This window comes from Pseudarthrobacter linnaei, assembly GCF_055412825.1.
On the sequence record NZ_JBVAYX010000017.1, the window covers coordinates 39,499 to 63,560 of the forward strand.

Annotated in this window: 23 protein-coding genes; 12 read left to right on the forward strand and 11 right to left on the reverse strand. The window is 64.2% G+C overall.

Annotated elements, in window-relative coordinates; all coding sequences use genetic code 11:
* The first annotated feature begins 994 nt into the window (after positions 1–994).
* Positions 995–1,861, forward strand: a complete 867-nt coding sequence (locus tag ACZYZ3_RS14320; RefSeq protein ID WP_463964476.1) for an alpha/beta fold hydrolase — start codon at positions 995–997, stop codon at positions 1,859–1,861.
* 74 nt (positions 1,862–1,935) lie between these two features.
* On the opposite strand, the gene mhpA is transcribed toward ACZYZ3_RS14320, so the two are convergent.
* A complete protein-coding gene (mhpA, locus tag ACZYZ3_RS14325; protein ID WP_463964510.1) occupies positions 1,936–3,672 on the reverse strand; it encodes a bifunctional 3-(3-hydroxy-phenyl)propionate/3-hydroxycinnamic acid hydroxylase MhpA in 1,737 nt (578 codons plus the stop codon).
* An 86-nt stretch (positions 3,673–3,758) separates the two neighbouring features.
* Positions 3,759–4,730, reverse strand: a complete 972-nt coding sequence (locus ACZYZ3_RS14330) for a zinc-binding dehydrogenase (RefSeq protein WP_463964477.1) — start codon at positions 4,728–4,730, stop codon at positions 3,759–3,761.
* Between the two features lie 202 nt (positions 4,731–4,932).
* On the opposite strand from ACZYZ3_RS14330, the gene ACZYZ3_RS14335 reads away from it, so the two are divergent.
* A complete protein-coding gene (locus ACZYZ3_RS14335) occupies positions 4,933–5,409 on the forward strand; it encodes a hotdog fold thioesterase (RefSeq protein ID WP_463964478.1) in 477 nt (158 codons plus the stop codon).
* Positions 5,410–5,429: 20 nt separating this feature from the next.
* On the opposite strand, the gene ACZYZ3_RS14340 is transcribed toward ACZYZ3_RS14335, so the two are convergent.
* Positions 5,430–5,999 (reverse strand): helix-turn-helix domain-containing protein, encoded by a 570-nt coding sequence (locus ACZYZ3_RS14340; RefSeq protein ID WP_463964479.1) that lies wholly within the window; start codon positions 5,997–5,999, stop codon positions 5,430–5,432.
* 147 nt (positions 6,000–6,146) lie between these two features.
* Between ACZYZ3_RS14340 and ACZYZ3_RS14345 the strand changes: the two genes are divergently transcribed.
* A complete protein-coding gene (locus ACZYZ3_RS14345; protein ID WP_463964480.1) occupies positions 6,147–6,959 on the forward strand; it encodes an IclR family transcriptional regulator in 813 nt (270 codons plus the stop codon).
* Positions 6,960–6,982: 23 nt separating this feature from the next.
* Here ACZYZ3_RS14345 and ACZYZ3_RS14350 read toward each other — a convergent pair whose 3' ends face one another.
* The 8 genes from ACZYZ3_RS14350 to ACZYZ3_RS14385 form a co-directional block, all read right to left on the reverse strand.
* Positions 6,983–7,444 (reverse strand): GNAT family protein, encoded by a 462-nt coding sequence (locus tag ACZYZ3_RS14350; RefSeq protein ID WP_463964481.1) that lies wholly within the window; start codon positions 7,442–7,444, stop codon positions 6,983–6,985.
* A gap of 5 nt (positions 7,445–7,449) precedes the next feature.
* Positions 7,450–9,030, reverse strand: a complete 1,581-nt coding sequence (locus tag ACZYZ3_RS14355) for an acyl-CoA synthetase (protein ID WP_463964482.1) — start codon at positions 9,028–9,030, stop codon at positions 7,450–7,452.
* A complete protein-coding gene (hcaB, locus tag ACZYZ3_RS14360) occupies positions 9,027–9,878 on the reverse strand; it encodes a 3-(cis-5,6-dihydroxycyclohexa-1,3-dien-1-yl)propanoate dehydrogenase (protein ID WP_463964483.1) in 852 nt (283 codons plus the stop codon). Before hcaB ends, ACZYZ3_RS14355 begins: the two co-directional genes overlap by 4 nt.
* 56 nt (positions 9,879–9,934) lie before the next feature.
* Positions 9,935–10,504, reverse strand: a complete 570-nt coding sequence (locus tag ACZYZ3_RS14365) for an aromatic-ring-hydroxylating dioxygenase subunit beta (protein ID WP_463964484.1) — start codon at positions 10,502–10,504, stop codon at positions 9,935–9,937.
* Between the two features lie 25 nt (positions 10,505–10,529).
* Positions 10,530–11,765: an NAD(P)/FAD-dependent oxidoreductase gene (locus ACZYZ3_RS14370; RefSeq protein WP_463964485.1), complete on the reverse strand. Its 1,236-nt coding sequence runs from the start codon at positions 11,763–11,765 to the stop codon at positions 10,530–10,532.
* The gene (locus ACZYZ3_RS14375; RefSeq protein WP_463964486.1) at positions 11,765–12,106 is read right to left on the reverse strand and encodes a bifunctional 3-phenylpropionate/cinnamic acid dioxygenase ferredoxin subunit; all 342 of its coding nucleotides are present in this window, start codon (positions 12,104–12,106) and stop codon (positions 11,765–11,767) included. Before ACZYZ3_RS14375 ends, ACZYZ3_RS14370 begins: the two co-directional genes overlap by 1 nt.
* Entirely contained in the window at positions 12,103–13,476 is a 1,374-nt protein-coding gene (locus tag ACZYZ3_RS14380; protein WP_463964487.1) for an aromatic ring-hydroxylating oxygenase subunit alpha, read from the reverse strand. Before ACZYZ3_RS14380 ends, ACZYZ3_RS14375 begins: the two co-directional genes overlap by 4 nt.
* Positions 13,477–13,605: 129 nt before the next feature.
* Positions 13,606–14,412 carry an enoyl-CoA hydratase-related protein gene (locus ACZYZ3_RS14385; protein WP_463964488.1) on the reverse strand — a complete coding sequence of 269 codons (807 nt, stop codon included), beginning with the start codon at positions 14,410–14,412 and terminating at the stop codon, positions 13,606–13,608.
* Between the two features lie 183 nt (positions 14,413–14,595).
* On the opposite strand from ACZYZ3_RS14385, the gene ACZYZ3_RS14390 reads away from it, so the two are divergent.
* The 9 genes from ACZYZ3_RS14390 to ACZYZ3_RS14430 all read left to right on the forward strand — a co-directional run bounded on the left by ACZYZ3_RS14390 (position 14,596) and on the right by ACZYZ3_RS14430 (position 22,662).
* Positions 14,596–15,978 carry an MFS transporter gene (locus tag ACZYZ3_RS14390; RefSeq protein ID WP_463964489.1) on the forward strand — a complete coding sequence of 461 codons (1,383 nt, stop codon included), beginning with the start codon at positions 14,596–14,598 and terminating at the stop codon, positions 15,976–15,978.
* Positions 15,979–16,079: 101 nt separating this feature from the next.
* Positions 16,080–16,532, forward strand: a complete 453-nt coding sequence (locus ACZYZ3_RS14395; RefSeq protein WP_463964490.1) for a PaaI family thioesterase — start codon at positions 16,080–16,082, stop codon at positions 16,530–16,532.
* Positions 16,533–16,666: 134 nt separating this feature from the next.
* Positions 16,667–17,608 (forward strand): 3-carboxyethylcatechol 2,3-dioxygenase, encoded by a 942-nt coding sequence (locus tag ACZYZ3_RS14400; RefSeq protein ID WP_463964491.1) that lies wholly within the window; start codon positions 16,667–16,669, stop codon positions 17,606–17,608.
* Complete coding sequence (locus tag ACZYZ3_RS14405) at positions 17,608–18,414, forward strand: 2-keto-4-pentenoate hydratase (RefSeq protein ID WP_463964492.1); 807 nt, start codon at positions 17,608–17,610, stop codon at positions 18,412–18,414. The genes ACZYZ3_RS14400 and ACZYZ3_RS14405 overlap by 1 nt, the downstream gene beginning before the upstream one ends.
* An 11-nt stretch (positions 18,415–18,425) precedes the next feature.
* Positions 18,426–19,364: an acetaldehyde dehydrogenase (acetylating) gene (locus ACZYZ3_RS14410; protein ID WP_463964493.1), complete on the forward strand. Its 939-nt coding sequence runs from the start codon at positions 18,426–18,428 to the stop codon at positions 19,362–19,364.
* A 2-nt stretch (positions 19,365–19,366) separates the two neighbouring features.
* Positions 19,367–20,398: a 4-hydroxy-2-oxovalerate aldolase gene (dmpG, locus tag ACZYZ3_RS14415; protein ID WP_463964494.1), complete on the forward strand. Its 1,032-nt coding sequence runs from the start codon at positions 19,367–19,369 to the stop codon at positions 20,396–20,398.
* Positions 20,399–20,502: 104 nt separating this feature from the next.
* On the forward strand, positions 20,503–21,411 hold the full coding sequence (locus ACZYZ3_RS14420; protein WP_463964495.1) for an SDR family NAD(P)-dependent oxidoreductase: 909 nt from the start codon (positions 20,503–20,505) through the stop codon (positions 21,409–21,411).
* 134 nt (positions 21,412–21,545) lie between these two features.
* The gene (locus ACZYZ3_RS14425) at positions 21,546–22,001 is read left to right on the forward strand and encodes a MaoC family dehydratase (RefSeq protein WP_463964496.1); all 456 of its coding nucleotides are present in this window, start codon (positions 21,546–21,548) and stop codon (positions 21,999–22,001) included.
* A gap of 157 nt (positions 22,002–22,158) precedes the next feature.
* Complete coding sequence (locus tag ACZYZ3_RS14430; protein ID WP_463964497.1) at positions 22,159–22,662, forward strand: hypothetical protein; 504 nt, start codon at positions 22,159–22,161, stop codon at positions 22,660–22,662.
* Positions 22,663–24,062 lie beyond the last annotated feature (1,400 nt).

Consider the following 24,062-nt stretch of genomic DNA (forward strand, 5'->3'; position numbering starts at 1 on the left):
CGGCTCGGGATCGGATGCCATGTCATGCCGTTCCCTCCGCATTCCTGCATGAACAGGGATCAGAGCCGAAATTCCGGGACCGGCAGCAACCCTGGGTCCATCTAAAGAATAATCAGCAAATCATGTTGTAAGCGGCCCCAGCCACCATGAAGTGGTGAACGCGAAAACCCAACGGAAGGACGAACAAGGATGAACACCCAGAAGAGACCCCACAGGGCGGTACCCGGCCCGCCGTAGGCAGCCGCTCCCCCACACAACCGAATAGACCGTTTCCGGGAACCCACACACCCGGAACATCAGATCAGAGGCGAGAGTGTGCACAATGTGCACACGAAAAAGGCACCAAAAAGGCCCTGACCTGCGGAAACACTGTGCCCGAGGTGGGACTCGAACCGGGTTCCAGCCCCTGAATTTCCGCCGCTCCCTCGAAAACCTCCGCGATCCGGCCCAGTCCGGCACCAGTACGACCCGATCCGAAGCCCAGGGTGTGCACATTGTGCACACCCTCACTTTGCCCATTTCGTTGCCGGGCCCAGAGTCTGCCGTGACAGTGCGGGCCACGACAGTTTCACGCTATGCGTGATGTGGCTCCGCTCTGGCCTAATGTTCTCCGAAGCGTCGGTAACGACCGGTATCAGACACCCACCGAGGTGACATTTCACAGTTTGGGAGTCGACACGGGTCATGGCTGATCGTTCCTCCTTTCCGAACATCTCATAGACAAACGGGTACGTAGCTGCATGACCGGCACACACTGGCCGCCCCTGCAGAAGTGGGGCACCCACGGCTCGGGAGTATGCCGTTCATGAAGTGGACGGCATCCACAGCCAGCAGGAGCTGCACCCGGGGACAAGCACAACCTGAGCCCGTGTGCCGCATGGCGGAACGCCAAACCCATACAGGTGCCGGATATGCCTATCGTGATATGGAACCCCATGCAGGGCCTGCCTTGCCATTCCCGCGGCTAGCCGCCGTCAGTTCAGGAGCCACAGATATGACGACACAAACTCAAGTCCCCAACTATGTCACCGCCCCGTTCTTTGGTTTGGAAGACAAGTGGGTTGAGACCGCTGAGGGCGAGATCACCCATTACCACGACATCGGCGAGGGCACACCGATTCTTTTCCTTCACGGTTCCGGCACCGGAGTCACTGCTGCAGCCAACTGGTGGCTGAACCTGCCGGAGATCAGCGAACAGGCGCGCTGCATCGCGATCGACTCCATTGGCTATGGACAGTCGGTAGTGGCCGAAGGCACCCAGTACGGCATCAAGGAATGGGTCCGCCATGCGGTTCGCGTCCTCGACGCGCTGGGCATTGAGAAAACGTGGATCGTGGGGAACTCCCTAGGTGGCTGGCTGGCCTTCCAGTTCGCCATCGACTACCCGGAGCGGCTGCTCGGCATCATTTCCATGGGCACGGGCGGCGCCAAGCTCACCGGCGCCCTGGCCGGACACTCCAAGCCAGACCTTTCCGAAGCCGGCATCCGCAGGACGCTGGAGCTGTTCGTTGTGGACAAGTCCCTGGTCACCGACGAACTGGTCGCACTGCGTTACCAGGCGGCGTTGAACGATACAGCCTCGGACCGTTTGGCTGATGTCGTTGCGGCGCGTGACCGTGACCGCACTGAGCTGCCGCTCGACTTTGACGTTCTTTCCAGACTGGATATTCCCGTACTGCTCATCCATGGGGTCCAGGATGTGGTGATCCCGGTTTCCCGCACCTGGGAGTTGCTAAACATCATCCCCACAGCCGATGCGCACATCTTCAGCCAGTGTGGACACTGGTCGCAGGTGGAGCGCGCCGAGGAGTTCAACACGATCATCAAGCAGTACCTGGCTGCCCGCGGCGTCACCCGCTAAACCGCACAGCCGCCAAACGCTGGTGGCCGGCTCCCTTTCAGGGAAGCCGGCCACCAGTTTTTGTTTGCCTGGATTCAGGCAGTCACACCCACGAGAGGTGTCGCGACGTCGGACGCCGGGACAGCCGGGCCGTCAGCGGTGAACTCCAGCGACTGCAGGATGGCATTCAAGGTGGCCGGTGCATTCTGCACGAGGCAGGCACCGGCGACGAATCGGTCCGGGCGGAGGAACACGAGGGGGGTGGGCCGGTCATCAAACCACTTCTTGATCTGCCCGGTGTGGTCTCCGAGGACCAGGACATCCTTATCCATGTTCTCTTCGGCCCACGAGCGCTGGGTCTCGGGAAGCAGGCAGACCAGTCGGGCGCCCATCAGCTTGAGCTGGGCAAGGGACTCCGCCGGAAGGACGTCAGTGGGGCTGTTGCCCCAGACCAGGACGGACCACCAGTTCCCGATCGCGTCATCGAGCAGGATGTTGGTCCCCGCCTTGGAAGTCACCCACGGCTGCGGAAACTGGACCCCGACTGGCGACACCTTGTTCTTAGCCGTCCGCACCGGAATCAGCCGGCTGGTCAGCTTTGCGGCGGCATGACCAGGCTCCAGGGTGGTGGGGTCCGCGAGCACGCCGACGGTGTAGCGCGGCATCGGTTTGAACCGCATGTCCGTGAAGTAGCTCTTGACCTGGGGCAACAGGTTGAGGACCGCGGAGGCGGCGTCGCGGGCCGCGACGGCTACCGGATTGGTCAGCTTGATGGCGGCGCCGAAGGTCAGCGAAAGGTCAACCATCGCCTTGGCGTGTCCCTTGCGTTCCGAGGTGTATGTGTCCAGCAGCCGGTCCGAGGCAGCGCCGCGAAGAATGGTGGACAATTTCCAGCCCAGGTTCGTGGCGTCACGCATTCCGGAGTTCCACCCCTGTCCCAGCCACACAGGCATCAGGTGGGCGGCGTCGCCAGCAATGAGCTGTCGCCCCCCTCGGAAGGAGCCCGCCACGCGTCCGTGGTGGGTGAAGACGCGACGGCGGATGAACTGCAGGCTGGACGGATCCGGAACGTGGTCCTTGAGCATCCGGTTCACAAAGTCCGGGTCTGTCGCCTGTTCTTCCGTTTCCTCGTCGTGCAACATGAACTCGAAACGACGCACGGCATGCGGAAGGCCGATGGAGACGTAGGGCCGCTTCGGGTCAGCACCGAGGAAAACGTTCGGGGTGCCGAGCGGATCATTGTTGACGTCGACAACGAGCCACCGCGTTGACGGCGATTCACCTTCGAAGCTGACACCCAGCCGCTTCCGAGTGGGGGATTTTCCGCCCGCGCAGCCCACCAGATACTGCGCCGAAAAACGCCGTTCCTCTGCCCCTTCGGCGCCGGCAATCAGCGCGACGGCAGTGACGCCGTCGGAGTCCTCCTCGACAGTTTCAACCGTGTGGCCGAACAGCACGCGCACGTTGTCGAAACGTGAGAGCCCCTCGTACAGCACCCGGTCGACTTCGGGCTGGATGAAGCTGTGTTTGCGGTGCCAGCCGAACTCCACGGTCTGCGGATTGTTTTCCAGTATGGTCTTGCCTGCACCGTTGACGAGACGCATGATGTGCTGCGGAGCGGTGTGCGGCTTGACCTGTTCCGCGAGGCCGAGCGTCTGGATGGTGCGGAAGGACTCGTCGTCCAGACCCACGCCGCGGGGGTAATCGATCAGCCGGTCCAGGGTTTCAAGAACGGTCACAGAGTGTCCGTACATGCCCAGGATGTTTGCGAGTGCCAGCCCTGACGGGCCGGCACCAATGATGAGGACTTCACTTTCGTGGGTTGCTTTCATGTTCACCTAATCTCCTGGCGGCGTTGCCAGGTTCGTTGGAATTACTTCAGGGTGGTTGGCCCGTCATCCGTCGGGGCTGAACATTCTCAGGGGACGCTGATGACAACCTTCCCGTGTAGCTCGCCATCGATCATTGCCTGGAAGCCTTCATGGATCCGCTCCAGGGGTAGGACACGGTCGATCCGGGGACGGAGCCCGGTGCTGGCCAGAAGACGCAGCATCGCGGCGGTTTCGTGCCGGGTCGAGCCGGTCGAACCCAGGACGCGCAGCTGCTGGTAGAACACCCGGCCAAGGTCGGCGTCGGGTGCCGTGCCGCTGGTGGCCCCGGCGATCACGATCGCGCCGCCCGGGCGAAGGCACCGCAGCGAATGTGCCCAGGTTGCTTCGCCGACGGTTTCGATGACGGCGTCCACCCGCTCAGGCAGGTGTGCACCGGATTCGAAGGCGGCATGGGCGCCGAGCTCAAGTGCCAGCTGGCGCTTGTCTTCGGTCCGGCTGGTGACGTAGACGGTGACTCCTGCGGCCGCCGCCATGGCAATGGCAGCAGAGGCCACCCCGCCGCCGGCTCCCTGGACCAGGACCCTGTCGCCCGCAGTCACGCGGGCTTGGGTGAAGAGCATCCGGTACGCGGTGGACCAGGCCACCGGCAGGCAGGCCGCCTCCTCGAAGGTCAGGTGGGACGGTTTGTCCACAAGGCACCGGTCAGGCACCACGATATACTCAGCGAAACCGCCGTCGTGCCGCTCCGAGAGCAGCGCCCGGTTGGGGTCCAGCGTTTCGTCGCCGCGGCCGGCGTCGGGATCGGCAATGATCGGATGGACCACCACTTCGCGGCCCTCGTCGGTGATCCCTGCGACATCACAGCCAAGAATGATGGGGATGTTCTTGGGATCGTGCCCGATGCCCCGGAGCGTCCAGACATCATGCATGTTCAGGGACGAGGCCTTGACCTTCACCCGCGTCCACCCCGGCCGGGCCTCGGGCACCGGGACTTCACGCAACTCAAGTCCGGACAGCGGATCTTCAGCATTCTGGCGGACTGCAACAGCGGCAAGCATGTGGTTTCCGGGCTCCTCGGATGTCGCGGACAGCAACAGGGGCGGGCTGTCGCTGGTTATGCATCTATGGTGGCAAGCCTTGGTGCCATGGGCCATAAAACGTGCCGTCAGGCGGAATGCACGGGCTCACCGCCAGCACTGGGGTCCTAGCGTGGTGGACGGCGTTCAACGAAAACGCCGCTCTCGGAAGGAACAGCATCGGATGAACCTCTGGCACGGCGCAGTCGACCTGGCGGACCTCAACGGAAGGGGCGCGCAGAGCCTCAATTCAAACCTGGGCATCGAAATCACGGAGGTCACCGACACTGCGCTGCACGGACGGATGCCAGTCGACGGCCGGACCGTCCAGCCTGCCGGGGTCCTGCACGGCGGCGCCTCCGTGGCCTTTGCCGAGACGCTGGCTTCCTGGGCGGGATACCTCGTGGTGGACCGTACGCGGTTCCACGTAGTGGGTCAGGAAATCAATGCCAGTCACATCCGCCCGGCATCGACCGGCTGGGTCCACGGCACGGCGAGTCCTGTCAACGTTGGCCGGCGTGCCCATGTCTGGGAGGTGCGAATCACCAACGAGGCCGGCGCTTTGGTGTGCATTTCCCGGTGCACCCTCGCCGTTCTGGAGGTACCAAGCGGCTATGATGTTCCGGAGGAGCGTGGCCGAGTGCCGGAGGAGGACCGCTGAGTCGGTCATCCGCCACCCGGTCATTTGGCTGCGGTGAACTGCGGCACCTCGGGGGCGGTGGTTGTCAGGTGGAACGTGGCCCGTCCGCCGAGGCTACGGTACCCGTGGTCCACGTCGCCGGGGAATCGCGCGAAGTCCCCCATGCTGAGGACCATCATCTCGTTCTCCGGGCCGGCTTCCAGCCTGCCCTCGATGACGTAGAGCTGATGCAGGGTGCCCGAGGTCTGCGCTGGAACGATTTTCACGCGCTGGGTCTGCTCCACGGTGACAACCTGTGTGCGGACATAGCCCGAGCCGTAAATGCGGTCCAGGTTGCGTTCTTCACCGACGGGCGTGCGGACCCAAGCAGCGTCCATCGCACGGGAAACAATGGTCTTGGTTCCCCACTCGGTCAGCAGCCCACGGTAACTCAGGCCCAGCGCCTCGCCGATCGCCTCTAGTGTGCCGACGGTGGGGTTGCCCTCACCCTGTTCAATTTTGGACAGCGTCTGTTTGGACAGCGAAGCCCTGCGGGCAAGCTCCCCGAGAGTGAGGTTCCGCTCCGCTCGGAAGCGGCGGACGTTCCTGGATACGAGATCGTTAAGGGACACACTCCATTGTCACTTATAAATGACGTTTAGTCATGTTTGACATGCCTCGGTGTTGGACGCAAACTGGAAGAGTCGGCCATCGAAGACCGGCCCAAGCCAATCGGGATACTGTCCGTGACGGGCGCACCCCCATGCTGAAGGATTGATATGGCATCCAGTGTTGCTGCCGCAGGGCGCGATGACCGCGCCGCCGTCGACAAGGCCATGGCCCTGCTCAGCGCCTTCGGCAATGATGCCTTCACCGGTGCAGGCGTCAGTGAACTCGCCCGCCGGGCGGACATGTCCAAATCCACGGCCTTCCGGGTCCTGGCCATGCTGCAGCGCAGCGGCGCCGTGGAACGGGCAGGCAATGCCTACCGGCTCGGCAAGCTGATCCATAACCTCGGGGCCAGCCATGAGAGCGCAGCCCACGGCCGGATCCGAGATGCGCTCACGCCCTACCTCGCTGACCTGTATGAGATGAGCCGCCAGACCGTCCACCTTGCGGTTCTGGTCGGCACCGAAGTGGTCTACCTGAACAAGCTCTACGGCCATCTGCAGGTCCGCAGCCCCTCACGTATCGGCGGGCAGGCCCCCGCATACTGCACCGCGGTGGGCAAAATGCTCCTGTCCTATAACCCTGATGCCACCGAGAAAGTCCTGCAGTCGGAGCTGTCGGCCTGGACACCCGCCACAATCACGGAACCGGACGCCTTCCGCGCTGAACTGGCCAAGGTGCGGGAAACCAACCTCGCCTACGACCGCGAGGAAATTCTCGTGGGCCTGAACTGCATCGCAGCTCCGGTCATGGGGGCCGACAGCAGACCGGTCGCCGCCATGTCGGTTTCCGGTCCCGCTGGAAAGTTTATTCCCGCCTCCCAGGCCAATGCGCTGCGGAAGGTCTGCTACGCAGCCGGTCGTGCCGTGGCGGCGGCAAGCGCTCAGCGGCAGCACCAACTGCGGCTGGTGCAGGGCGCCTGAGGCCGCCCTTCTTTTGCCTGGCCCTACTTCGTGGGGACGTCGTCCAGATGGCGCGAGGCCTCGAGCAACCAGTCCGGCTCGGCGGTGAGCAGCGACAAGGACCTGCCCGGCACGTCGACGTCCAGAACGTACCGGTATCCGGCCTCCTCGCCGCGGGCAATCCCGGCGACGTCGCCCTCATCCACAGCCAGGACCAGACGGCGGCAGGCAGGATCCGCGGACATGACCTGCTCTGATACCAGCTGGATGGCCGGGGCGCCGGCCTGGGCATCGGGCCCGATGAGCCGGTCCCGCGTCCCGGCGGGATAGGCTGCCGCGATGGGCGTCGAGGCGACAAAGGCAACGCTTACCATTCCGGCCGGGTTGCCGTTCTCGGTCACGTTGAAGGACGTGTCCCAGCCCTCGGCCGGGGCAGCCGGAACGCATTGCCAGGACGCCGGCAAAGGCTTGGGCCACTTGAGCAGGTCGACTTCATCGGAAGACATTCGGGTTACCCTTCGTTCTTGACGAGCTGCCGGATGCTGGGTTTGTCGAGCTTGCCCGAGCCGTTGCGGGGCACGGCGCCGGTAAGGATCAGGCGCTTGGGCAGTTTGTACCGGGCGAGATACTTGCTGGTGAACTCCCGGACCTCTTCAACGGTGGGCACCCGGCCGTCCCTGCAGCTCATGACCGCGACCACGGACTCGCCCCACTTCGAATCTTCGACGCCGACAACGGCCACATCGATGACGCCGGGAAATTCCATCAGGGCCCGCTCAACCTCGGCGGGATAGACGTTTTCGCCGCCGGTGATGATCATGTCCTTCAGCCGGTCGACGATGAAGAAGAACCCGTCCTCGTCTCGGTAGCCAATGTCACCGGTGCGGAACCAGCCACTGTGGAAGGCGAATGCCGTGGCCTCCGGGTTGTTCCAGTATCCACTGGTGACGTTGGGTCCCTTGACCCACAGTTCACCCGTTTCGCCGGCCGCCTGGACATCATCCAGGGTGAACGGATCCACGATCCGGACGTCGGTGTGGGGCATCGGAATGCCGCAGGAGCCCGCCTTGCGGTACGTCAGCTCAGCAGGCAGGTAGGTTGCGAACGGAGACGTTTCGGTCAATCCCCACGCTTGCTGCACGGGAACCCCCTTGACCTCGTACTGCTTCAGCAGTACCGGCGGGACGGGGGCACCGGCGCAGATCAACGCACGCAGGCTCGAGATGTTGTGTTGCTCGAATTCCTCGGTCTGCTGCATCGCCGAGAGCTGGGCCGGAACCAGGAATGCCTGCGCTACGCCGTACTTTTCGATGTCCCGGAGGGTTTGCCGGGGATCAAAGTTCCGCCGGACGATCGTTGTGCCGCCGCGGACGAACAGCCGGATGGTCAGGGCGTTCAGCGCACCGATGTGGAACAGCGGCGCCACCGCCAGGTTGATGTCGCCCCGCCGGGTGTCGACGAGTGAATCGACGTTAACGGAATTCCACCAGACATTTCCAAACGTCAGCTGCACGCCCTTGGGCTCCCCGGTAGTTCCAGAGGTAAACAGCAGGATGGCCAGGTCGTCGTCGTGTGCCGGTGCCGGCCCGGCCGGTTCCGCGCCGTTCCCGGAGGCCAGGAAGCGGCTCAGCGGCGTCCAGCTGTCCCCGAGCTGTGCGTGCGCCGGAACGGGTGCGGCAGGATCGTTGTCCACAAGGACCAGCTGCAGCGAGCGGCGGTCGATACCGTCCGCGCGGTCGATGACCTCCTGGTGCCCGGGTTCCACGATCAGCAGCCGCGGCGTGGAGGTGGCAATGAGGCCTTCGACCTCACGCGGCGCCAAGCGGAAATTGAACGGCAGGAAGACGGCACCGACCCACCAGGCCGCCATCATGGTCACGATGAAGGTGCTGCTGTTCAGCCCGAGGTAGCCGACCCTGTCTCCGCGCCTGACACCGCTGGCGGCAAAGGCCCGGGCATACTCTTCGATCCTGGCTGCCAGTGCTGCGTAATCAAGTTCCTCGCCCTCATAGATCAGGGCTGTGTTCCGGGGAAAGTACCGGGCCTGGCGCAGGACTCCGGCGGCCGGATTGATGTCGATAGTTCGCGTCACAGGTTGTCGCCTCCCGCAGCGTTGGTACCGAACCCGCGGACGGCGATGCCGCCGTCGGCCGGGATGATCGCCCCGGTGATGTTGCTGGCGTTCGACCGGGAGGCAAGCAACACGTAGGACCCGGTGAAGTCCTTCGGTTCGACGGAGGAATCGTGCAGCGGGATCAACGGGTTGTGGCCGGTGATCTCTGACCGTGCGAAGGAATCGGAGATGGAACGGTCCTTAAGTCCGATCGAGTCCGGGCCCCGCAGATCCGTGTTCATGCCGCCGACGGCCACGCCGTTCACCCGTACTTTGGGCGCCAGTTCGTAGGCGAGCTGCGTGACCAGGCCGCGGCAGGCAAATTTGGAGGCCGTGTAGATTGGCCCCCCGCCGGCCGGGTGGAACGACGCGTTGGACAGGGTCATAACGACCGATCCGCGGGTCTTGACGAGTTCACGCCAGGCCGCCTCAACCGTCAGCAGGTAGCCCTTGACGTTGATGGAAAATAGCTCATCGAAGGCCTCCGACAACTGCGCCCCGGTGAGCCTGGTGACCGAACGGTTGTAGTCCCAGATGCCAGCGTTGGGCACCAGGATATCCAGCTTGCCGAAGCGATCGACCGTTTCCTGGACCGCCGCCTGGAGCGATTCCGGCTCGCGGACGTCGCCTGCCACCGTCAGGACTCTGTCTCCTGCACCGGTCGCTTCGGCCACGGCTTTGAGCTTGTCGGCGTCGCGGCCGAACAGGACGACGGAGGCACCTTCGGCAAGGAATCGCTCAGCCACGGCCCGGCCGATGCCGGAACCACCGCCGGTTATCAGGGCGACGTCTCCATCGAGCCACCCGGCGGAGGAATTTCCGCTCATTTTTACCTCTCTATCGCGCGGATGCAGCTTCTGAGGCAGCATCAGGTGCGTTTTGGCTAGAAGAATGTACTGAGATTTTTCGCTTGCAGGACGTTGGCGTCGAACAGCAGCTCCCGCTCGGCAACACGGAAGCTGCCGTCCGGCTGGACGCGGATGATGTCGGTGCGGCCGCCGGCGTAAATGTCGGTTTCGGTCTGCAGGCGGTTCCGGTACACCAGGAACGCCGAGCGGACCTTGAGCTCATCCGTGCCGCTGTGGCGGACGGTGACGTTGGAGATCAAGTGGCGCGTCCTGGAGGGCGGGTCCTCCGCCCAGGCCATGCCCGAATCGTAGCGCCGGATGCGCCACGCCAGGGACTCTTTGGTCTCGTCAAAGTACGCAGCTTCGCCGCGGGAGCCGATGGACAGGGCGGCCTGGCGCCGCAGCCGGTTGGTGCGCAGCGGGGCCCAGTACGTCAGGTCCACAGCGAAGATTTCCAGCCAGTCCGCAAACCGTCCGTCATCGAGCAGCTCAGCTTCGTAAAAGTAAAACTGCTGGACCCGGTAGGCGAGTTCAGCGTCTGCGAGCCTGCCCTCGATTTCGTCCAGGGCCGTGGCAGCTGCCCCGGCAACAACATGGTCTGTCATGGTTCCTTCCTTGGAACAGGTCCTTTTACTTCGTGAGCTTTTTCAGGTCGATGGCCGAATCGCCGAGCTGCTGCGGGTCAACCAGGATCCGGCGGTCAATGATGCGGCGTGCCGCCCTGACGGACAGCCCCCCGTCCACGGCTGCGCAGCCGGCCAGGTAGCCGTCCGGGTCGAGCCGGAACACCACCGAGGGTTCCCCGTCCTTTTCACGGACGATGGTGGACCCCTCCCCCGTCATGCTGCCAACCCCCTCCACGTGCACGCCGTGGCGGTCCGACCAGAACCAGCTGGCTCCGTGCTTCGGAAGGTCCTGCCCCAGAAGGGCGGCAGCGGCGGTCGCGCCGGTGTTCACCGCATGCTCCCAGTGCTCGGCACGGCGAAGCAAGGTACCGTCGGCCAAGCGGATGCGCGAGCTGTCGCCCACCGCATAGACGTTGGGGTGGGCCGTGCGCTGGGACTCGTCCACCAGGGTGCCGTTGTCCGTCTCCAGGCCTGCAGCTTCCGCCAGCCCGGTTTCGGGGACAATTCCGATGCCGACCAGCACCGCGTCGGCGTCGATGGTTTCACCGGAGGCCATGGCCACGTGGTGACGGCCACTGGTGTCCCGGGTAATGGAGGTGGGGATGCCCGTGACGACCTCCACTCCGCGTTCCGGGTGCATGTCGTGCAGCAGGCGAGCCAGTTCGTGGCCGACGGCCGGCACCAGGGGCGGATCCACGGGATCGATGAGGACAACTTCGGCGCCGAACGGCAGGGCGGACGAAGCGACCTCCGCACCGATCAGGCCGGCTCCGATAATCGCCAGCCGGGCACCCGGTTTCAGGACGGAGCGCAGCCGGTCGGCATCCTCGCGGGTACGCAGCTCAAGCACCGATTCAAGGTTCCCGCCAGGGATGGCGAGCCGGCGGGCTGCACCGCCGGTGGCAAGGACAACCTTGTCGCCGGCGATCTGCCGCCCGTCATCGAGAACTACCGTGGCCTCGTCAGGCCGCAAGGCCACGGCACGACCTGTGACCACGGCCACCTCATGTTCGGCAAACCAGTCCGCTGCCGCGAGCTGGATGTCCTGCGCGCTCCGCGAGCCGAGCAGGTAATCCTTGCTGAGCGGCGGGCGGTCGTAGGGGATGCCGGCAGGGTCGATAAGTGTCAGCTCGCCCCTGAAACCGCGGCTACGGAGCTCCTTGGCCACGGAGAACCCGGACATGCCGCCGCCCACAATAGTGATGGAATTCAGCGGCTTCGCGTCGTTGGAGGGTGCCATTACACCGCTGCGCTGACGTTGGGGAACAGCATGACGCGGCCGCCTTGGACCTCCACCTTGTGGGTGCGTGCCGCGATGGTGGCAGGCATACACAGTGCTGTCCCGGACTTGAGGCAGAACTTGGCTGAGTGGACGGGGCATTCGACCTCGGTACCTTCAATCCAGCCATCGGCCAGGGAAGCGGTCTCGTGCGTGCAGTTGTCGTTCAGCGCGTAGAAGTTGCCGTCCTCGGCGTGGAAGACCGCAATGTCTTCGCCGGTGCCGTTTTCTTCGGCGGAGATGACTTTTGCTTCACCCTCGTCGATGTCCTCGACAGTTCCGATGTTGATGGATTCGCTCACGGGGTATCTCCTGGGGTGGTGGTCTTGGGGGTGTTCTCATGCCACGCGGGTTCGTTCATCACGCTGGCCCAATGGCGGTAGAAGCTGCGTCCGGCGGCGTCTGAATACAGCTCGCTCGTCTGTCCGGGGTAGGTGCCGTCGTCCCTCTCGCTTCCAATTCCCATCTGGAAGTTGAGCGGAACCTGGTTGGTGACGAAGCCACCTGAGATGGCCTGGATTTCCGACCAATTCTCACCGTCGTCGGCTTCAAAGATGCCGGAGGGGCCAAAGGTGCGCAGGTTGTAGAGACGTTGCGCATCCTTCACGTCATCCGGCATGGACTTGTCCACCAGGATCCAGGCCCAGACTTCAATCTTGTTGGGCCCCTTGGGGTGCCAGACCCGGATGGAGCCGTTGACGGGCAGGTAGGAGAAGTTCGGAAAGACGGTGGCGTGCCCGGTGGTCATCGGGCCCTCAACGGCCGCGTCACCCAGCCGCTCCCGAAGGGCGGGGTAGTCGTAGTACTCATGGACGGCGCGGGCGTCGAAACGCGACTTGGGGTGGGTGGGGAACCCCGCACCGTGGCCGTTCGGGGAGAGGAACTGACGGCCCGGTGTTTCAGCGATGTCGGACCTGGGCCCGCGGCCCGTCGGGGACATGACCATCAGCGCGGAGGCGTGGGACATGTTCACGTGGTACCAGTCTGTGGCGAACTGCTCGGCCGCCAGCTTCCAGTTTCCCTCCAGCTCCCACTTCATGACTCCGCCGATGACTTCGGTGCCTTCGGGGTCGCGGTCCAACATGGCGTCCATGTAGTAGCGCATGTCGCCAAGCGTTTCCTCCAGCGGCTCGGCGTTGGCGTCCCAGTTGCCGAAGATCAGCCCCTTGTAGGAGGCCACATTCGGAACCTCGATAAGGCCCCAGTCCTTCTTTTCAAAGTCCTCGGGATAGGCCTTCTCGTTGGGCACGGACTGCAGGGCTCCGGCGAGGTCGAAGGACCAGCCGTGGTACGAGCAGGTGAACATTTTCGTTGCGCCGGCGTCGGCGCGGCAGAGCCTTACCCCGCGGTGGCGGCACGCGTTAAGGTAGGCCTTGATGTTCCTGCCCTTGTCCATCGTGACAATGACGGGGTCCTCCCCCATGAATGTCGTGAAGAAGTCCCCGGGCTTGTTGAACTGGCTGGTATGGGCCAGGAAGAGCCAGCTGCGCGCGAAGACCCGGCGCAGCTCCTGCTGGTAGATGCCGGGATGCGAGTAGATGGACCGGTCGATCAGTCCGCCGTCTGAATCAACGAGCGTGGAGACGTCGATATTAGTGGTCATTGCCTCGGGCCGGGGCATCCTGCCGATGGCGGGATGGGCCTGTGAGGGGCAGGAGTCCGTGGTGGTCATGTGCTGGACCCTCCATTCAAGTCGGGGTGCTGGTGTTCCTGTGTCTCATCAGACACCTCGGCCGGGCGCTGCCGCCACCCGCTGTGCCGAACGTCGGAACACTATGGTCTGTCAATCGCCGGGGCAGGCCTAGATTCCGCTCCAGACCGGCGCCCGCCGGGCCCTGAAGGCGGCCACTCCTTCAGCGCAGTCGGCCGACCCCAGGACGCCCGGTCCCGCGGCGTCGCTGCGTTGCCAGTGCAGGTCCTCGCCCTGCCTCAGCAGGGAACCGTCCGGTCCGGAATCGATGCCCCGTGCGATCCGTTTGGTGGCGGCCACGCTCAAGGGCGCGCAGGCGGCCACCCGCAGGGCCAGTTCCATGGCCGCGGCCACAGGGTCCTCGGCCACAGCGTTGACCAGTCCCCAGCGGGCGGCCTCGTCAGCCTCCACCATGCGTCCCGTCAGCAGGATCTCCATGGCCACTTTTGCGGGGATCTGGGCCGGGAGCCTGAACGCCCCTCCGCCGCCGGCATAGACGCCGATCTTGCCTTCGGGAAGGCCAAACCTGGCGCGTGGCGCCGCGACCGCCAGGTCGGCCGCCAGCACCAGCTCCATTCCGCCTCCCAGGCACGCGCCGTTGACCGCCGCGATGACAGGGACGGAGACTTCATGGCGAACAACTCCGGCGAAACCCCATTCGTGTCCCCGGGAGGCGGTGGAACGCAGAAGCTCACCGCGGGCCAGGGCGTTCATATCCGCGCCGGCGCAGAAAGCCCGTTCCCCGGCTCCCGTGAGGATCACTGCCCTGACGCCGGGGTCGGCGGCCGATTCCAGGGCTTCGCCCAGTGCCGTGGCCGTCTCGGTGTCAATGACGTTGAGGACGTCAGGCCGGTTGATTGTCACCACCAGCACCGGGCCGCGGCGCTCCGTGAGGACAACATCTGATTTCCCTGACATGCGGTTCCTTTCGTGGACTGCGAAGTGCCTCATTGTCACAGAACGATCCCTGAAGACGCCCGGTCCGGGAACGAAACCGTTCCGCGGTACGGAACGTGTCATTGGTCACACGCGCTGTGAAGGACAGTCTCATGGAGACCTTCGTCCATCTCCCGACGCACCCACACCCCTTTGGAGCATGCAATGACGCAATCCCCTCACGCCGCAGGCACGGCACCATCCGCCAGGAAGGACACCCGCCGCGCGCTGGTGTCCAGCTTCCTCGGCTCTACAGTGGAGTACTACGATTTCCTGCTGTACGGCGCAGCCGCCGGCCTGGTCTTCCCCAAACTGTTCTTCCCTGCCGGCATGGATCCGGTGCTGGGCACGTCCCTTTCCTTTGTCATCCTGCTGGCCGGTTACGTCTCCCGCCCGGTGGGCGGAATCCTCTTCGGCCACTTCGGTGACAAGTACGGCCGCAAGAACATGCTCTTCATCACGCTGATGATGATGGGCATCGTGTCCGTGGCGATCGGACTCATGCCCACCTACCAGACCATCGGTATCGCCGCCCCGCTGATCCTGGTCCTGCTCCGCGTTATCCAGGGCCTCGCGGTGGGCGGCGAGTGGGCCGGCGCAACCCTCATGGCCGCCGAGCACGTCAAGGAGAAGAACCGCGGCTTCGCCGCGTCCATCGCTGTAACCGGCGGCCCCACGGGCTCTGTGTTCGCAACCCTGATCCTGGGCCTGTTCGCAGGATTGCCGGACGAACAGTTCCTCACATGGGGCTGGCGCGTCCCGTTCCTGCTCTCCGCCACCCTCGTGATCATCGGCCTGTACCTGCGGTACAAGGTCACCGAATCCCCCGACTTTGAAAGGGCCCGCGCCGCCGGCGAAGTACACACCGGCGTCCCGATCCTGAGAGTGCTGAAGAAGTACCCGCTGTCCGCACTCTACGGCACCCTGGCAGTAGCCGGTCCGCTCTTCATGCAGGCCCTTCTCGCCATCTGGGCTGTGCCCTATGTCGCAGCGCAGGGCGTGGTTTCCCGCCAGGACGCACTGATGATGCTGACGGTCTCGTCAGTCCTGCACATTTTCGCCATCCCGTTCTTCGCCTGGCTCTCGGACAAATTCGGCCGGCGGCCGGTCATGCTCGCCGGCGCAGCGGTCTCCGTGCTCCTGGTGTTCCCCATGTTCGCCCTGCTGAACTCCGGCAACTTCTGGCTGATCGCCCTTGCCTTCATTGTGGGCAATCCGATCATCCAGGCCTCGATGTACGGACCCATCGGCGCCTTCCTGGCAGAGAAGTTCGAAACGCAGGACCGCTACACCGGCGTGTCCCTGACCTTCCAGCTGGGTTCCGTCATCGGCGCCGGCACCGCCCCGCTCATGGCCACCATGCTCATGGGTCTGCCCAACGGCGGCAAGACCAGCAACATCGCCTGGTACTTCATCGTGCTGATCGCCATCGCCGCTCTCTCGGTATTCCTCTCCAAGGAGACCCGGGGCAAGACACGTCGCGCAGCCACAGCTGACCGTGAGGCAACGGCCGACCGTGAAGTCCAGGAGCAGGGCGCCAGTCTGTAAAACACCCGCGTTCCGCACACCGGCACCCGCCCTACCCGGGCGGGTGCCGGCGTCGTTAGCCTGACTATGACCCTTCCGCACGAAACTCCAGGAGCGATCAGATGGCTCACCCCTCCTCCCTTGAGGAATTCAGCGCGTTCGTTGAGAAGTTCGCCGCAAAGCGCGGCTTCGATGACATCGCAGCAACACTTGCCCTTGAACCGCACGCCGTGACGGACTCCACCGTCAGCATGTCCATGCCGCTGCAGGACGCGTACGCCCAGGCCTCGGGCATGTTTTCCGCCGCCGCGCTCTTCGGGGCAGCAGACATTACCGGCACGTTCCTTGCCATGCAGACCTACGCCGGCAGCGGGCAATTTCCGCTGGCCGTGCAGTCGAACATCAACTTCATGTCCAATTCGAAGGCCTCGCCCGCCATCGCCACCGCCCGCATCCTGCGCGGCGGCAACACGGTGGCCGTGGCCGAAGTCTCGGTGGCCGACGCCGACGGCAAGCAGCTGCTTCATTCCACCTTCACGTACGCCATCAAAGAGCGCGCGGTGGGCAACAAGTAGTATCCCGACTTCTTCTGTCCCGCCGTACGGAACACGGACCTGACCGACCGGGTGCCCTGGGATTGGAATGGAAGTCAGCAAGCATCACCCGGCTAGCCGCCCGCCGCCCGCCGCCCATCAAGTAGGAGACCCCCATGACCCAGGCACTGGTGTGCATGTCACACAGCCCTTTGCTCGAACACACCAACCCTCCGGCCGAGGTCAAGGCAGCGGTCGAGTCCGCCTTCGACCAGGTCCGGGCCTTCGTGAAGGATTTCGATCCGGACTTGGTCGTCAACTTCGGCCCCGACCACTACAACGGGTTCTTCTATGACCTGATGCCCCCGTTCTGCATTGGCTACGAAGCCCACGGCACCGGCGACTACGACTCCTTTGCCGGGAAGCTGGACGTCCCAACCGCAATCGCCGAAGATCTGGCCCAATACGTCATCGACCACGACATCGACACTGCCATCTCCCGCAGGATGGAGGTGGACCACGGAGCCGTCCAACCCATGGAGATCCTCTACTACGGCAACGCAGCCGCCAAGCCTGTCATCCCGGTCTTCATCAACTCCGTGGCCCCGCCCTTCTCCAAGGTGCGCCGCGTCCGCCAGTTCGGCACGGCCATCGGCGAGTACTTCAAGAATTCGGACAAAAAAGTGCTGTTCATCGGTTCCGGCGGGCTCTCCCACGATCCGCCCGTCCCGCAGATCGCTACGGCCACCGAGGAACAGCGCCAGCTCCTCACCGACGGACGCCACCCCACCCCGGAGGCACGCGCTGCACGCCAGGCACGCACCATCGCCACGGCGGAGGCCTTCGCCCGGGGCGAGGCGGACATCATGGAACTCAATCCCGAGTGGGACCGTGCGTTCCTTGAAATCTGCAAGTCCGGCGATGTCACGCGTTTCGACGCCTACGACCCGGAAGAAATGACCCGTCTGGCCGGCCACTCCTCCCACGAGGTCCGCACCTGGGTGGCCGCCTATTCCGCCCTCCGCGCCTGCGGCGAATACGACGTCACCTACGAGTTCTACCAGCCGATCAAGGAATACATCGCCGGGTTCGGCGTGACGACGGCGGTGCTGAAGTAATGATGTCCCCGACACAACCTTCCCGCACCGATGCCATGGACCAGTTCGCTGCCGAGTTGCTGGAAGCCACCGCGTCGCTCGTACCCGTAGCCCCGCTTCGGGACCGGTTCAACGGCCTGACCCTGGCCGATTCCTACTATGTCCAGACCGTGCAGCTGGAACACCATCTGGCGGCCGGGCGGGTGCTGGCCGGCCGCAAGGTGGGCCTGACCTCGCTGGCCATGCAGAAACAGCTCGGCGTTGATTCGCCGGACTTCGGGTTCTTCTTCGAGGACATGGTCCACTGTGACGGCGCCGTCATTTCTGCGTCGGCATTCATCTCGCCGAAGGTGGAGCCGGAGTTCGGCTTTGTTTTGAAACACTCCCTGCAGGGCCCGGGCGTCACACTGGAGCAGGCCGCTGCGGCCATCGGTGCTATCTACCCGGCGATCGAGATCATCGATTCCCGCATCGCAAACTGGGACATCAAGCTCGTGGATACGGTCGCGGACAACGCCTCCTGCGGCGCCATCGCCGTCGGCGCAACCCCGCTCGACCTCGATCCCACGGCTCTGCTGGACGTCAGCTGCTCGCTGGTGATCGATGGCGAGGTCACCGGTTCCGGCTCGGGCGCTGACGTCATGGGCAACCCCGTGGCGCCGCTGGCCTGGCTGGCCAACGTCCTCGGCGAAGAAGGCGTTGCACTGGAAGCCGGCCAGCTGATTCTCCCAGGTTCCTTCACCAAGGCCGAGCCCGTGAACGCCGGAAGCACCGCCGTCGCGGACTTCGGCCCGCTGGGCTCACTGACCATCCACTTCACTAAGTAAGGACACCCACCATGGCAAAGAAAACAGCAGCCATCGTCGGCTCAGGAAACATCGGCACCGACCTGATGTTTAAGCTGATGCGCCGCAGCAAGAACATCGAAGTCAAGTACATGATCGGCGTTGATCCGGCCTCCGACGGGCTCGCCCGCGCCGCCCGGCTGGGTATCACCACCTCCGCGGAGGGTGTGGACTGGCTCCTGGCCCAGGACGAGCTGCCGGACTTCGTGTTCGAGTGCACCTCCGCTAAAGCCCATGAGGCCAATGCCCCTAAGTACAAGGCCTCCGGGATCCACGCGATCGACCTGACCCCTGCCGCTGTCGGCCCCTACCTGTGCCCGGTGGTGAACCTGGACTCCCTGCAGGATGTCCTGAACGTCAACATGATCACCTGTGCCGGACAGGCCACCACTCCGATCGTCGCCGCGGTCTCCTCCGTGGTCCCGGTCGATTACGCCGAGATCGTCGCGTCCATCGCTTCCAAGTCCGCCGGCCCGGGCACCCGCGCGAACGTCGACGAATTCACCGAGACCACGGCCAAAGCCCTGGAAGTCGTCGGTGGTGCCAAGCGGGGCAAGGCCATCATCATCATCAACCCGGTGGAACCGCCCATGATCATGCGCAACACCGTGTACTGCGCCATCCCCGCCGCAGCCGCCGAACCCGGCGAGCTGCAGGACAGAATCCGTGCCGCCATCGACGAGGCCGTCGTGAAGATCCAGGACTACGTCCCCGGCTACTCGCTGCGCGTCGAGCCCCAGTTCGACGCCGCCCGCGAGGACTGGGCCGGCAACGGCCGGGTCGGCATCTGGATCCAGGTCAAGGGCGCAGCCGACTACCTGCCCGAGTACGCCGGCAACCTGGACATCATCACCGCCGCCGCCACCCGGACAGCGGACCTGCTGGCCGAGCGCATGGACGCCACCCTTCCCTCCACCCTCGTAGGAGCTTAACCATGACCGAGACCCAGAACCTCAGCGTCCGGCTGACCGACACCACGCTGCGCGACGGCTCGCACGCCATGAGCCACAAGTTCACCGAAGCGCACGTCCGCTCCGTCGTCCGTGCCCTTGATGACGCCAAGGTCGAAGTGATCGAGGTAACCCATGGTGATGGCCTTGGCGGTTCCTCCTTCAACTACGGCTTCTCCCTCACCCCGGAACTGGACCTGGTCCGCGCCGCCGTCGACGAAGCCAAGAACGCGAAAATCGCCGTGCTCCTGCTCCCGGGCCTGGGCACCATCCACGACCTGAACCAGGCCCACGAGGCCGGCGCATCGGTGGCCCGCATCGCCACCCACTGCACCGAAGCCGATGTCTCCATCCAGCACTTCCAGCACGCCCGCAAGCTCGGCATGGAAACCGTAGGGTTCCTCATGCTCTCGCACCGCGCCAGCCCGGAAAAGCTCGCGGAGCAGGCCCGGTTCATGGCCGACGCCGGCTGCCAGTGTGTCTACGTCGTGGACTCCGCCGGAGCTCTCATCCTCGAAGACGTCTCGGACCGCGTCTCCGCCCTCGTCGCCGAGCTCGGCAACGACGCCCAGGTCGGGTTCCACGGCCACCAGAACCTCAGCTTCGGCGTCGCGAACTCCGTCTTCGCCGCCCGCGCAGGCGCCAAGCAAATCGACGGGACCCTTCTGGCCCTCGGTGCCGGCGCCGGCAACTCCCCCACAGAGGTCCTGGCAGCAGCCTTCGAACGCCTCAACATCCACACCGGTGTTGACGTGCACGGCGTCATGGCCGCGGCAGATGACGTCGTCAAGCCCATCATCACCCGCATGCCCATCATGGACCGCGCCTCCATCATTCAGGGCTATGCCGGGGTGTACTCATCCTTCCTCATCCACGCCGAGCGTGCGGCCGAACGCTACGGCGTACCGGCCTGGCAGATCCTCGAGGAAATCGGCCGGGCCGGCTACGTCGGCGGTCAGGAAGACATGATCGTCGACGTCGCCGTCCAGCTGGCCTCCGGAGCGCGCGTCGCATAGCCTTTGGCCCCGGAGAAGCCAACAGACGACGGACCTGCAACGCAACCGAAAAGTAGTGGCTCCAGTATCAGCTGGTCTGGACGCCCCCGACTAGAGAGCTAACCATGAACCTGTCAGGAAAAGTAGCGATCGTAACCGGAAGCGGACGAGGCCTCGGCCTTGCCTATGCCCGGGAGCTCGCCCGGCAGGGCGCCGCCGTCGTCATCAATGGCCCAGCCGCCGAGTCGGTGGCTGACGCCGTCCGGACCGTCCAGGGCGACGGCGGCCGTGCTGTCGGTGTCGTCGCACCGGTGGGCAGCACCGAATCCGCCCGGCTGCTCGTACAGACAGCCGTGGAGGCCTTCGGCCGGCTCGACATCCTGGTCACCAACGCCGGTATCCTGCGGGACAAGAGCCTGCTGAAGATGACCGACGATGACTTCGACGCCGTGATTAACGTCCACCTGCGCGGCACCTTCACCTGTGTCCGCGAAGCGTTCGGCTACTTCAAGGAGAACGGCATCGCCGGCCGCATCATCACCATCGGCTCCCCCACCGGCCAGCGAGGCAACTTCGGCCAGACCAACTATGCCGCCGCAAAGGCCGGGATCGTCGGTATGGTCCGCACCTGGGCGCTGGAAATGACGAAGGCCGGCGTCACCGCCAACGCCGTCATCCCCGTCGCCGCCACGGCCATGACAAAGACCGTCCCGTATTTCCAAAAAGCCCTCGAAGCGGACGAACGCGGCGAGACCATGCCCTCCTTCTTCCGCCACGAGCTGGGCTTTGGGACCGCCAACGATGTCTCCGGACTCATCGCCTTCCTTGCTTCAGACTTGGCGGCCGGCATTACCGGACAGGCCATCGGAGCCGGCGGTGACCGGCTCCAGCTCTGGACCCACCCCGAGGCCGCCGTCACCGAGTACCGCGAAGGCGGCTGGGGCTACCAGGACCTGATGGAGGACTTCGGCACGCTTTTCGGCGACAAGCTACAAAGTGTCGGAGAGGACTTCCTCCCGCTCCGGAAGAGCTGAAGACCGAGCACCCGGCAAAGATCGGCTGATGTGGCCGCCGCTGCTCACCAGGTCGCTTCGAGCTCGCCATCGACGTCGCAGCTTGGTGTGTCGAAGGCAACAAGAACTCCCCTATCCAACCGCAGAAGGACATTATGCCCAGTCTCGTCGTCGATTTCGACCATCTGCTCACCCTCGCCGGCACTGATCTCGGAGTCACTGAATACCGCGAAATCAGCCAGGAACAGGTCAACAAATTTGCGGACGCCACCGGGGACGACCAGTGGATCCATGTGGACCCGGAACGCGCCAAGGGTGGACCCTTCGGCGCCCCGATCGCCCACGGCTTCCTTACCCTCTCGCTCATCATCCCTTTCTGGGGCGAGCTGTTCGACGTCAACGGCGTTGCCACCAAAGTCAACTATGGCCTCGACAAGGTCCGCTTCACCGCCCCGGTCAAGGTGGGCTCGCGCATCCGGATGCGGGCCACTATCGCAGAGGTCACCGAGGTCGAGGGCGGCGCCCAGATCAAGGTAGCCAACACGATCGAGATCGAAGGCCAGGAGCGTCCCGCCGTCGCGGCCGAGTTCCTCGCCCGATTCTACGTTTAGGTCTGTGCCACAGATGGACAGCCCGGGGACCTTCCCGGTGCGGGGTTAATCAAGGCGAACGGCATGCGTTCCATCTCGCAGGGGGCGACATCCCGGATGAAGACTCGGGTTGGTGTCTGGCTCATGATGCTACTTCCTGTTTGGTGGTGACCAGCCGTTGGGCGACGCCGAGCGCGGCGGAGGTCATGATCTCCAGATTTCCGGCGTATTCCGGGAGGTAATGGGCGGCGCCTTCGACTTCGAGGAAGACGCTGCCCCTCGTGTACTCCCCTGTTCCCCGGCCTTCGGGGATGAGTCCGCTGACCTCGGAGCCGTCGTCCTGGAACTACACGGCCTCCTTGAGGCGATAGCCGGGGACGTGGCCAGCGACTTCGGTGACGCGATCCCTGATGGCGGCGGCGACACGGTCCTGTTCGGCGTTGGTGAGCCTGTCTACCAGGCACAGGACGGTATCGCACATGATCATAGGCGGTTCTGCCGGGTAAAGGACGATGATGGCCTTGCCTCTGGCAGCCCCGCCGACGGCGACCATGGCGTCGGAGGGGGTTTCGGTGAATTCGTCGATGTTGGCCCGCATGCCGGGTTTGGCGGACTCGGAGGAGATGGAAACGACGATTTCGCCGTAGTGGACCGGTGTGTTCCCGAGTCAAGAACAACGTGAGCCGCAGAACGTGGGACATCAGCGACTTCCTCGTCAACACGGCCGGGGCCCCCAGCCATTCGGATCGGCCGATGCAGAGCGGAACGACAATCACTCCCACGTCATCAGCGCACTCGACGCCGCGATGCCGAGACCGCCAAAAGGCAGAGATGGAAAACCAAAGTCTGTCCACCGCGGCGATCACCAACATGCCAGGACGGCAGCGGTCTCCTTGCCAGTGCTCGCAATTGCTGCAGCCCGCCGGATATCTTGTGACAGAAAATCCACTATGAGCGTTTGAAAAGCCCCGGAGACAAGGGGTGGTGGCGCCGTCTGCATCCAATTCCACGGGCCAAGAAGGAGCCAGACAGCGATCCCGATGGCGGACTAGCTCGTTTGAGAAGTACTACTGATGTAAGCCCCGTCAGCTCAGCGAGCTCATGAACAGCTCCGGATCAGTTGCCACGTCATGCTGTTCCCCCCGCATTCCTGCATGAACGGGTATCAGGGCGGCGATTCCGGACCAGCCGCAACCCTGGCCAGATCTAAAGAACGATCAGCAAATCATGTTGTGAGCGGCCCTAGCCGCCATGAAGTGGTGAATGCGAAAAGCCAACGGAAGGACGACCGAGTATGAAAACCCATAAGAGGCCCCACGGGACGGTACCCGGTCCGCCGTAGAGAGCCGCTCCCCAACACAACCGAATAGGCCGTATCCGGGACACCACACACCCGGAACATCAGATCAGAGGCGAGAGTGTGCACAATGTGCACACGAAAAAACACTCAAAAGCCCCTGACCTGAGGAAACACTGTGCCCGAGGTGGGACTCGAACCGGGTTCCAGCCCTTGAATTCCCGCCACTCCCCCGCCAACCTCCGCAATCCGGCCCAGTCCGGCACCAGTACGACCCGGTCCGAAGCCCAAGGTGTGCACATTGTGCACACCCTCATTTTTGCCCAATTTGTTGCCGGGCCAAGAACTCTGCCGTGACAGTGCCGGCCGCGACAATTTCACGCTGTAAATGATGTGGCTCCGCTCTGGCTCAATGTTCTCCGAAGCGTCGGGGAGGACTGCTATCAGAAAACCGCCGAGGTGGCATTTCACAGTCAGGGAGTCAACATGGGTCATAGCTGTTCGTTCCTCCTTTCCGAACATCTCATAGGCAAACGGGCGCGTAGCGGCATGACCGCCACTCACTGGCTGCCCCCGCAGAAGTGGGGTACCCAAGGCTCTGCGGTGCGCCATTGCTTAAGCTTGGGATGACCAATCCGGGTGTTTCGGCCCGCGCCACTCTGCACGCCCAGTTGGTGCGCGAAAGGCGTCGCGGCAAGCCTGCAGAGCCTGGCAGCCGGGCGTCCACGCAGGACGTCATGGACAGCCACACCTTAAAGGCACAAGCTAACGCGGCCGACCCTGAC